Consider the following 11,142-nt stretch of genomic DNA (forward strand, 5'->3'; position numbering starts at 1 on the left):
ATGAGCCTTCGCGTTCTCGCAGTCGATGACAGCCGGACCATCCGGGACATGTTGAAACTGGCCCTGACCCAGGCGGGGTTCGTCCCGAGCCTCGCAGAGGATGGCCTTCATGGGCTGGAAGTCCTCGGCGAGATGGCGCCGGATGCCATCATCACGGACATCAACATGCCCCGCATGGACGGGTTCGGCTTCATCGAGGCGGTTCGCCGGCTCGACGGCCACCGCGCTACGCCGATCCTGGTGCTCACCACCGAAAGCGCCCCGGAGATGAAGGCGCGTGCGCGCTCGGCCGGGGCCACCGGGTGGATCGTCAAACCCTTCGATCCGGTGAAGCTGGTGCGCGCACTCAACATGGTCGCCGGCCCCGGAGGTGCACAATGACCACGCCAGACCCGATGGCCGAAATCCGTGCGTCCTTCTTCGTCGAATGCGAGGAACTCATGGAGGCGCTTCAGGACGGGCTGACCATGCTCGACGGCGGCGATGCCGATGACGAAACGGTCAACATCTGCTTCCGTGCGGTTCACTCGATGAAAGGGGGGGCCGGCGCCTTCGGTCTCGACGATCTCGTCCGTTTCTCTCACCGCTACGAGACCGTCCTCGACGAGGTCCGCGCCGGCCGGCTGGAACCCGGGCACGATGTCGTGCTGCTCTTCATGCGCGCCGCCGACATCCTGTCGGACATCGTGCATTACTCGCGCGACGGCCTGCCTGTGGATCCGGACAAGGTCGAGCCGACGCTTCGGGAGCTGGAGGCGCTGATCTCGGACGAGGCGGAGGAAGAGGAGGCGGAGGTCACCGATTTCCAGCCGATGACCCTCGCACTGCCCTTCGGAGGCCCGCCCGCCGACCGGGTCGTCCGGATCCGGTTCGCTCCGGAGCCCGACCTCTTCACCTCCGGCAACGAGCCCGTTCATTTGCTGCGCGCGCTGGCCGCACTGGGCGAGATGCAGATCACTCCCGACCTGAGCGAGGTTCCCACGCTGGACGCGCTCGATCCCGAGGCCGCCTGCCTGGCCTGGGAGATCGTGCTCACGACCAATCGGGATCGCGCGGAGATCGAGGAGACTTTCGAGTTCGTCGAGGGGTTGTGCAAGCTGTCGATCTGCGAGGAGCAGAGCGGGCTATCTCTCCCCTGCCTTCCCGGGCTGCCGCCGCTCGCCATGCCCCCGGCACCCGACGCTGGCGTTTCACCGTCGGCCGAGGTCCGACCGCGTCTCACCCTGACCGCTCCGCCCGATTGCAGCGACCCGGAGGAAGGCACACCTCCGCCCGATACCGCGAAGACCCACGCTCCCCAGCCTGCACCCGCCACCCCGATCGCCGTGGAGTCGCCAGTGGCCACCGCTGCCCGCCCCGCCACCACGCCGCCCAAGGCAACCGTTCGGGTCGATCTCGACCGGATCGAGCGGCTGGTGAACCTCGTGGGCGAACTGGTGATCAACCAGGCCATGCTGTCCCAGAGCGTCGCGCAGGCCGGGCTGCCGACGAACTCGCCGGTTGTCCAGGGCCTCGAGGACTTCATGCAGCTGACCCGGGATATCCAGGACAGCGTCATGATGATCCGGGCCCAGCCGGTCAAATCCCTGTTCCAGCGGCTCGCCCGCATCGTTCGAGACACTTCCGCGGCCGTCGGAAAACCGGTGCGCTTCGTCACGCGCGGCGAGGCCACGGAGGTCGACAAGACCGTCATCGAACGCCTCGCCGATCCCCTGACCCACATGATCCGGAACGCCGTCGATCACGGCCTCGAACGCCCGGAGGCCCGTCTGGCTGCCGGCAAGCCCTCCGAAGGCTGCATCACCCTCTCGGCCGCGCACCGTTCCGGCCGGGTGGTGATCGAGGTCATGGATGATGGCGGCGGGATCGACCGGCCGCGGGTCCAGGCGATTGCCGAGGAGCGTGGTCTGATCGATCCCGGCCAGGCAATGACCGACGCCGAGATCGACGCGCTGCTCTTCATGCCCGGATTCTCCACGGTCAAGCAGGTGTCCAACCTGTCCGGCCGCGGCGTGGGCATGGACGTGGTCCGGAAATCCATCCAGGATCTCGGCGGTCGCGTGTCCATCAGTTCCTCGCCCGGCAAGGGCACCTGTTTCTCCATCTCGCTGCCGCTGACCCTCGCCGTTCTGGATGGCATGGTTGTCGATGTCGCTGGCGAAGCGCTCGTGGTTCCCATCGGCGCGATCGCGGAGACCATGGCCTACCGTGAACAGGACATTCGCTCTGTCGGTCCCCGCACGCGCGTTCTGCATATCCGGGACAGCTTCGTGCCCCTCCTGGACCTCGGCGTCGAACTCGGCTTCCGCCCGGCGAAGGAAAGCAATGCAGGCAGTGTCGTCCTTCTGGTTGCCAACGAAGGCGAGACGCTTGGCGCCCTGATCGTCGACGCGATCCACGAACAACGGCAGGTCGTCATCAAGGGCCTGCAGCAGGGCTACGGGAACGCCCCCGGAATTGCCGCTGCAACGATCCTCGGGGACGGCCAGGTCGCCCTGATCCTCGATCCGGTCGACATGATGGCAAAGGCGGGCACCCGCCCCGGCCAGACCCAACCCGCACTCGCCCCAACAGGATGATGAGACCATGACCGATGTCGCAGCCACGGCCGTCGAGGCCACAGAACGCGAATTGCTCTCCTTTCGTGTCGGAGGGCAGGAGTACTGCGTGGATATCATGTCAGTGCGGGAAATCAGGGGCTGGACCCGTCCGACGCCGGTTCCGGGATCCCCGCATTGGGTACGGGGGGTGATCAACCTTCGGGGCACGGTGCTGCCGATCGTCGATCTCGCTCGGCGTCTCGGCATCTCGGCGGAGGACGCCAGCGACCGCAACGTGATCATCGTCGTCCATCTCGGGCAGCAGACGGTGGGGCTTCTGGTCGATGCCGTCTCCGACATCCTCTCCATCGCGGAGAACGACATGCGCCCGCCCCCGGACATCGCCTCGCGCGAAGGCGAAACCTTCATCAAGGCGCTGACCGTCGTCGAGGAACGCATGCTGCGCGTGCTCGAACTCGCGTCCCTGTTGCCCGACACAGGGCGAGAGGCCGCATGACGATCGCTCATCGCCTGCAACCTGACACTCGGGCCACGCGCGAGCGCCGCCAGTTCGACATCATCGCCGCGATCGCTCGCGCGGATGCGGGGCTGATGATCCCCCCCGAAAAGGCACCGATGGTGTTCGCTCGCATCACCAAGCGCATCCGCCAACTCGGCCTCGCGGACGCGGAGCAATATTGCGCGCTGGTGCTCGGTTCGGACGGGACATCGGAACGGCGCCACCTGATCTCCGCGCTGACGACCAATGTGACCGGGTTCTTCCGGGAGAGGCACCATTTCGATTTCCTCCGCCGGCAGATCCTCCCGGATATCGTCCCCCGTGCGAAGCGCGGTGAGCGGATACGGATCTGGTCGGCCGGATGCTCCAGCGGCCCGGAGCCCTACTCGATCGCGATGGTTCTTCTGGATGCCTTCCAGGATGCGCGCGATTACGACATCAGGATTCTCGCGACGGACATTGATGCCGAGGTGCTCGATGTCGCGCGTGCCGGGCGCTACGGCATCGAGCAACTGGCCCCCCTGCCGGATGGGTACCAGAAACGTTTCCTTCGCGCGCCGCATACCGACGGGCCGGGTTGCCCCCCGGAAGTCGCGCCGGAATTGAAGCAACTGGTTCGGTTCAAGGAGTTGAACCTGCTGGCACCATGGCCGATGCGCGGCACCTTCGACCTCATCTTCTGCCGCAATGTCGTGATCTACTTTGATCAGGACACCCAGATGGATCTCTGGTCGCGTTTCGCCGGCGCCTGCAAGACCGGCGGCCACCTGTTTCTCGGTCACTCGGAGAGATTGCCGCAGACGTTTCACGGCGCTTTCCGACCGGTCGCAACCACAACCTACCTCAGAACACCGGCTTCGCCGCCTGAGCAGCCGCCCCGCAAGGAATCCTGACAATGGCGCTCCGAGATCTTCTTCACGTCATGGTGGTCGACGACATGTCGACCAGCCGCGGCCTGATCCTGCAATCGCTCGACGGCTTCGGCGTCCGCAACGTTCGATACGCCTCCGATGGCCCATCTGCGTTGCAAGCCCTCAACACCCAGCCGGCGCATCTGGTCATTTCGGACTACAACATGCCTGGAATGGATGGCCTGCAGCTCTTGCACGCGTTGCGCCAGAGCCCGTCACTGGCCGGCATCGGTTTCATCCTGATCACGGGGAAGGCCGAGCGCTCGATTATCGAGGGCGGCCAGAAGCTTGGCATGAACAACTTCATCCGCAAACCGTTCGAGTCCAAAGACTTGCTGAATTGCATCGAAGCCGTGGTGGGACGGCTATGACCCACTGCAATGAAGAACCTTCTGATGACCTGTCGTCGGCGGACACCCCAAGGAGGATTCCGTCAAGGATCGTGATGCGGCAACTCGCGGCAGAGCTTTCGGGCCTGTCCGAGGCTCTTGAGCAATTTCAGCACGACCTTTCCGACATGCTCTTCGAGGCCCATGTTTCGCCCACGTTGATGCGCCGGGTTCAGGCGATCGACGGCACGACCCAATCCCTGCACGCGTTGTCCGGCGTGGCACGCACGCTCGCGGCTACCTGCGCCGGCACCGCGGCAACCGTGGATGCGCGGGAACTCGAAAGCCTCGTGCCTCTGGGTGAACTTCTGTTTCGATTGACCGGAAGCGGGAGTGAAGCGCCACGGAACCCGGAGAGTGGAAACGTGAGCCTCTTCTGAGACCACGAGCCCGGGTTCGGATGGAATAGTGGTGCCGTCCCCTCCGAGGGGAGAATTCCAAGTATCGCGTCCTGAAACCACCAGGGCGTCGGATTTCTCGCACGGCCGCGGCAACCGGCCGCTTGGCGCTCTCCCATCGCTTGGCGCCGCCTGCGAGGCAAGGAGACGGCCGCTGATGTCTGCTGCGGCGCTCGCGGCTCCGGTCCGGGGTTCCGGAAGCAAGCGACCATAAGAGCGCGCTTCTCCCGCCCAGGGTGGACGGTGTCGCCGGCATCTTCGAATGAAGGCGCCGGCGATTCCCTTGGGAAGTGAGATGGTCAGGACATCAGAAAGCCCGGCGTCGTCGCCGCAAGCGTCTCTTCCTCGTCGCTCATGCCGACCGCGAGGTGATCGAAAAGCGGTGTGCTGAGGTAGCGTTCTCCGGTGTCGGGCAGCATGGCGAGGATCACGGTTCCGGGTTCCGCCGTCTGCGCCATGTCGAGGGCAACCGAGAAGGTCGACCCGCCCGACACGCCGGTCAGGATGCCTTCGTTGGCCGCAAGCTTGCGCGCCATCGCCATGCCGTCGGCTCCGGCAATGGGCACCAGCCTGTCGTAGTAGGAATTGTCGATCGCCTCCTGAAGTACCAGCGGAATGAAGTTCGGCGTCCAGCCCTGGATCGGGTGCGGCTCAAAGGCCGGGTGGCCGGAGGCCGGTCCGCCCGCCTCTGTGCGCTCCTGCGGGATGCCGGATCCTAGAAGCTGGGCGTTCGCCGGTTCGCAGAGCACGATCTCGAGGTCCGGCCTCGCCTCGCGCAGGACCCGCCCGAGGCCGCTGACCGTGCCGCCGGTGCCGTAGCCGGTGACCACCGCATCAAGGCGTCGACCGTCGAAATCCGCGAGGATCTCCCGGGCCGTGGTGTTGGCATGGATCAGCGCGTTGGCCTCCGTCTCGAACTGGCCGGCCCAGAACCAGCCATGGGCGTCCGCGAGTTCCCGGGCCTTGGCGTACATCCCCGTGCCGCCGGCTTCCTTCGGGGTCAGGATCACCTTGGCGCCGAACATCCGCATCAACTGGCGCCGTTCCACCGAGAAGGTCTCGGCCATCGTCACAACGAGCGGATAGCCCTTGGCAGCGCACACCATGGCCAGGCCGACCCCGGTGTTGCCGGAGGTCGCCTCGACGACGGTCTGGCCGGGCGACAGGGCGCCGCTGCGTTCCGCTTCCTCGATGATCGAGATCGCGAGGCGGTCCTTGACCGACGCGCCCGGGTTGAAGAACTCGGCCTTCACGTAGAGTTCCACGCCCTCTGGCGCGAGACGGTTGATGCGGACCACGGGCGTATTGCCGATCGTGTCCAGCACGTTGTCGTAGAGTTGCTTTCGTCCGTCCGTCTGGCGTCTGGCTGCCTTGGCACTCTGGTCGGTCATCGCACTGTCCTCTCCGGGTTGCGCAGGTTTCGCGGCTTTTCTCGGGACGGGCGCGTTCCGAAACGCCCGGCCAGTGCCGACAAGGTTACCATGAACGGCGCCGCAATGGACCGTTCAGAACACGAACACATCGGCCGTCAGGTCCCTTGCATCGATGGCGAGCAGCAGCAGGCTGTCGCCCGTCCCATATCCGACGCGGGTATCCGCGCCGTCCTGGGCGATGGTCAGATCGGCGAAACCGGCCGCGCCGCTGTCGAAGCGGATGAGGTCGCGGTCAAGGTTCAGGTCGGTGATCGTGTCCGAACCGTCGCCGGCATTGAGGATGAAGGTGTCCGCGGACGTGCCGCCCGTCAGTACATCGTTTCCGGCCCCGCCTTCGAGCACGTCCCTCCCGCCGCGGCCATCGAGCAGGTTGTCACCGGAATTGCCCCGCAGCAGGTTCTTCCCGCCGGTGCCGTGACCATCGATATCGCCCTTGCCCGTCAGAACCAGCCCTTCGACATTCGGCGCGGCCGCTTCCAGATCGAGCGAGACTCCGGCGTGAATGGCATCGCTCTTGCCCATCTTCCGGCCCTCGACAACCCGGTCCCCGGCGCTGTCCACGACATAGATGTCATTGCCATGCCCGCCCCGCATGACATCATCGCCCGCTCCGCCGTCCAGCCTGTCGCCGCCGCGCCGCCCGATCAGCAGGTCGTCGCCGCCAAGGCCCGCGAGCAGGTTCGAACCGTTGTTTCCGGTTATCTTGTTCGCGCCGTCGTTCCCGGTGGCGTTGATATCGGCCGCCTCGAGCAATTCGAGGTTCTCGATCTCGCCGCCCTGCGCCGAAAGGTCGTAGCTGACGGAGCTGAGGACCAGGTCCTTGCCGCCATCCACCGCCTCGAAGATCTTCTGTCGGGCTTGGTGAATGCGGTAGGTGTCGTTGCCTGCCCCGCCATGAAGCTCGTCCGCCCCCCGTCCGGCATCGAGGAAGTCCCTGCCCTTGCCACCGTCGAGACGGTCGGCGCCGAAGCCGCCCAGCAGCACATCCGCCCCGGCTTCGCCATAGATCCAGTCGCGCCCCCTGCCCCCATCGGCCGTGTCGTTGCCGAACCCGGCGTAGATCACGTTGTCCCCGCCCGATCCGCTGATCCGGTCCGCGCCGCTGCCGGTGGTGACGTGTTCGAAGCCGCGGAACTCCTCTTCGGCGAAGCCTGACTGGGAGCCGGCCGCGCCGAGATCGATCACGTAGTCGACGGCCGCCCGCGTGGTGTCCAGCCGGTCGATACCCTCCCCGCCGTCGAGCATCTCGGCACTCGTGGCGGCGTCGGCGTAGAGGATGTCGTCCCCGGCGTCGCCATAAAACGCGCCCGCCCCGCCCGACAGGATGCGGTCGTCGCCACCGCCCCCGCGAACCGTGTCGAGGGCGCCGCCCCAGATCCTGTCGTTTCCGTCGCCGCCCTCGATCGTGTCGGCGCCCTTCTCGCCATCGAGCCAATCCGCGCCGGCACCGCCGATCAGATGGTCTGCGCCGTCGCCACCAAACAGACTGTCGTTGCCGTCACCCCCGTCCAGCGCGTCATCGCCCTCGCCGCCCATGATCCGGTCGTTGCCGGCGTTGCCCCAGATCCGGTTGGCGCCCGCGGTGCCTGTCAGCAGGTCATTGCCGGCACCGGAAAACAGGTCCTCGAAGCCGGAAAACAGCTCACTGGCGTGACTTGTCGCGCCGGTGTCCAGATCGATCGTGTAGTCGCCGGTATGGCTCTCGGTGTTCAGCAGGTCGACCCCGGCCCCGCCGTACAGCGTCTCGTTGGCGCCTGGATCGGTCGGGCCGGCAAAAACCACGTCATCGCCGTTCCCGCCCCTGTAGAGCCCCGCGCCCCCGGAATGCAGGTGATCGTCCCCGCCCCCGCCAAAGGCCCGGTCAACACCCGGTCCGCCCGAGAGCACATCGGCGCCCGCATTGCCCGCGAGAAAGTCATCGCCGTCGCCGCCCTCGATCGTGTCGTTGCCGAGACCGCCGTACAGGCTGTCGTCGCCCCCCGCGCCGCCGATCCAGTCGTCGCCGTCGTTACCCCAGATCACGTTGTCGGAGGCGTTGCCGACAAGCGTATCCGCCCCTGCGCCGGTCCGCAGCCATTCGAATTCCAGGAAACTCTCGGAGGCAAAACTGGTGAGCCCGGTGGCAAGGTCGATGGCATAGTCGCCGGCGTGTTCCGTCGTATCGAGCAGGTCGATCCCGTCGCCGCCGTAAAGCGCTTCCAGCTGCCCCGCCCCGGTCGGCCCGGCATGGATGGTGTCGTTATCCGCGTCACCGTAATAGGTGCCCTCGCCCGCCGAATGGAGCGTGTCGCGCCCCGGGCCGCCGTGGACCAGATCGTTGCCGCCGCCGCCGCGCAAGTCGTCGTCGCCCTCGCCCCCGTCCAGCACGTCGTCTCCGGCGCCGCCGAGCAGGGTGTCGGCCCCGTCGAGGCCTTCGAGCCTGTCGTTGCCCGCGTTCCCGACGAGGATGTTGTCCGCGGCATTCCCCTTGAGCCAGTCGTCGCCGCTGCCGCCGACCGCGTTCTCGATCACCGTGGCGGCACCGATGGTCATGTTGCCCACCAACCCGCCGATGTCGGACACGCCGCCGCCCGCCAGGTCGATCACCTGGTCGGCGGCGTAGCCGGAGAAATCGACCGTGTCGGTGCCGTCGGTATCGATGATGTGGAAGGCATTCCGGTCCGCCCTGTCGGCCAGCGCGGCCCAGATGACCGAGATTTCGGCGGTGATCGTGGTGTTGAAGCCGTAGGTCGTGTGGTCGCTGTAGGCGTCGGTGATCTCGTAGGTCGGCATGTCGGCCAGCGCGATCCAGTCGGCGGCCATCGGGGTCAGCAGCCGCGCATAACTGGCATCCAGCGTCGTGTTCTCGACCTGGTCCATGTAGGACATGATCGATTTCTGCCAGCTGTCGTTGAGGTAGATGTTGGTGTTCGCGCCGACCTCGCTTGCGCTGGTAACGTAGGTGCCGAGCCCTTCATAGGGCCCGGCATGTCCGAGCCCGAGCGCGTGACCGATCTCGTGAATGTAGGTCTGCATCGCGTAGGAGCCGATGCCCGTGCCGTAGGTCGAAAGCCAGGCGGTGCTCACGTTGACCCAGGAATACTCGATGTTTCCCGTGCTCGTGTTGTAGCGCGATCTTGCATAGGCGCCGGTGTCGGAATCCCCGAAATAGAGATCCGCCGTCACGCCGTCGCCTTCCACCTCGACGAAGGTGACATTCAGGACGTTGGCGTAAAGCTGCAGCGCCTGCCAGGCGAGCGCCTCGCCGGCGATGGTCACGCCGTCTGCATCCCTCGACCAGCCGTCGAACTTCACCCGGATCACGCCGTCCTTGGCGTGGATCCCGGTGGAGTCGAGATTGAACTGATGCGGGAGCCCGCCGTCCTGCGTCCAGTAGCCGGAGCGCAGGTAGTCGGCGATCTCCTGGTCGGTGAAGTTGGGAAGTTCGTAAACCGGGTCCGTCGGCGCGGGGTCTGTCGTCGCATCGGCCGAGGCTTGGGATGTGGTCGTCCGACCATGGGCCGACCTGCCCCCCGGAACCGGGATCGGTTCCGGGCCGGCAAAGGGCGCCACCGCCGCCAAATCCCCTCCCGACACAGACCTGACCTCCCCCTGCCTTCGCCGCGGTCATGGTCCTGCCTGCGTTCCCGACTGAAACGGCGCCGCCCAGAATACCGCGTTGCGCAACGATGAAGCGAGGCACGTCGACCAGCGCCAGCAGGGCTCCTCCCGCCCCAAGCGTCGGCCTGTCGTCCGTCCTGCTCGCGTCCTCGAACGATTCTGCCATATTGGTTAACACGGAATCCGGGCCGGTTATAAGCCAATTGCCACCGGCGGCGGCGTGTGGCGAGGCCGGCATGGGCTCCGCCCCCGGAAATGCCTGGGTCAGGAAGGCGGAAGCTCAGCGGCTCGCGAGCTGCTGCGGACGCATCTGGCCCAAGAGTTCGGCGGCCTTCGGCTCACCCGCCACCGCGGCCTCCGACAGCCAGTATCCCGCGGCGCCGGCATCGGCAGGAAGGCCGATCCCGTAGGCATGGGCGCGCGACAGCTCGAACATCGCCACGGCGTCGCCGCCCTGCGCGGCCCTGGCGACCCAGCCCATCGCCTCCGTCATCGCACCGGCATCGGCAGCCCTGTCACGCAGGAACAGCCCGTATTCGCGCATCGCCGGGGCATTTCCGCTCGCCGCCGCGCGGGCGAAGGGCTCGGCCATGTCGACACGGCGTGCAACGGCTGTCTGCACGTCCTCGGTGCTGCCGCGCAGCCGGCCGAGGATGCTGGCCAAGGCTTCGCCCTCCAGCCCCGTCAGCGCTTCCGCGAATACCGCGGCCGCCGCCTCCGGATCGTATTCCGCTGCTTCGGGGCGCGCGTATCGCTCCAGCAGCCGATGCCGCGCGACGGGCGACCCTGCGGCCAGGGCCTTGTGGTAGCTCGCCATCATCTCCGCGCTCGCCGCCCCACCGAACCAGTCGCGATAGCTGTCCCCCATCCTGACGAAGCTCCAGGGCGACTCCCCGGCAAGATGTGCGGCGATGTCGAGCCAGCGACGGGCTTCCTGCGCACGCCCGATCTTCGAGAGCGCCTCGCCGAACCGAAGCGCCGATTTGAAGTCGCAGCTCGTGCTCGCGACCATCCTGTCGAGATACTCCTCCCTCCGCTCGGCCGGGAGCAGTGGCAAGGCGAAAGCCAGCGCGTGGAAGTCGCCGCGGGCGTCGATGATCGCGGCGTAGCGGTCGAAGACCTCGGCCTCGGAGCCGGATCCGGAGAGTTCCACCATCATGGAGAGCGCGTCCCCCGAGCCGCGCTCCGCCAGTGGGTGCAACAGGCGCAGCGCTTCCGCGCGGGACACGGCGTCAGACTCCTTCAGCAGCAGACCAGCCAGTCGGATGGCTGCGTCCGCCTCGCCGCGCTTCATCGCCTCGCGCATCAGTTGCAGCGCCGACCAGCGTTCGTTGTCGGTTGCGGCGAGTTC

At 66.6% G+C, this 11,142-nt stretch carries 9 protein-coding genes; 6 read left to right on the forward strand and 3 right to left on the reverse strand.

The window, feature by feature from the left end:
* From CHB86_RS16645 to CHB86_RS16670, 6 genes are all read left to right on the forward strand, one after another.
* On the forward strand, nt 1-381 hold the full coding sequence (locus CHB86_RS16645) for a response regulator (protein ID WP_089234198.1): 381 nt from the start codon (nt 1-3) through the stop codon (nt 379-381).
* A complete protein-coding gene (locus tag CHB86_RS16650; protein WP_089234199.1) occupies nt 378-2,579 on the forward strand; it encodes a chemotaxis protein CheA in 2,202 nt (733 codons plus the stop codon). The genes CHB86_RS16645 and CHB86_RS16650 overlap by 4 nt, the downstream gene beginning before the upstream one ends.
* A gap of 7 nt (nt 2,580-2,586) precedes the next feature.
* Nucleotides 2,587-3,057, forward strand: a complete 471-nt coding sequence (locus CHB86_RS16655) for a chemotaxis protein CheW (RefSeq protein ID WP_089234200.1) — start codon at nt 2,587-2,589, stop codon at nt 3,055-3,057.
* A complete protein-coding gene (locus tag CHB86_RS16660) occupies nt 3,054-3,953 on the forward strand; it encodes a CheR family methyltransferase (protein ID WP_089234201.1) in 900 nt (299 codons plus the stop codon). Before CHB86_RS16655 ends, CHB86_RS16660 begins: the two co-directional genes overlap by 4 nt.
* Nucleotides 3,954-3,955: 2 nt before the next feature.
* Entirely contained in the window at nt 3,956-4,342 is a 387-nt protein-coding gene (locus CHB86_RS16665) for a response regulator (protein ID WP_089234202.1), read from the forward strand.
* A 74-nt stretch (nt 4,343-4,416) separates the two neighbouring features.
* The gene (locus tag CHB86_RS16670; protein WP_089234203.1) at nt 4,417-4,740 is read left to right on the forward strand and encodes a hypothetical protein; all 324 of its coding nucleotides are present in this window, start codon (nt 4,417-4,419) and stop codon (nt 4,738-4,740) included.
* A gap of 317 nt (nt 4,741-5,057) precedes the next feature.
* Here the strand turns inward: CHB86_RS16670 and CHB86_RS16675 are convergent, their stop codons facing one another.
* From CHB86_RS16675 to CHB86_RS24690, 3 genes are all read right to left on the reverse strand, one after another.
* Nucleotides 5,058-6,149 carry a PLP-dependent cysteine synthase family protein gene (locus CHB86_RS16675; RefSeq protein ID WP_089234204.1) on the reverse strand — a complete coding sequence of 364 codons (1,092 nt, stop codon included), beginning with the start codon at nt 6,147-6,149 and terminating at the stop codon, nt 5,058-5,060.
* Nucleotides 6,150-6,263: 114 nt separating this feature from the next.
* Complete coding sequence (locus CHB86_RS16680) at nt 6,264-9,767, reverse strand: M10 family metallopeptidase (RefSeq protein WP_141134917.1); 3,504 nt, start codon at nt 9,765-9,767, stop codon at nt 6,264-6,266.
* 304 nt (nt 9,768-10,071) lie between these two features.
* A partial coding sequence (locus CHB86_RS24690) for a tetratricopeptide repeat protein (RefSeq protein WP_176442907.1) occupies nt 10,072-11,142 on the reverse strand: 1,071 nt, incomplete at its 5' end.

Origin of the sequence: Tropicimonas sediminicola (assembly GCF_900188335.1) — a bacterium.
GTDB lineage: Bacteria > Pseudomonadota > Alphaproteobacteria > Rhodobacterales > Rhodobacteraceae > Tropicimonas > Tropicimonas sediminicola.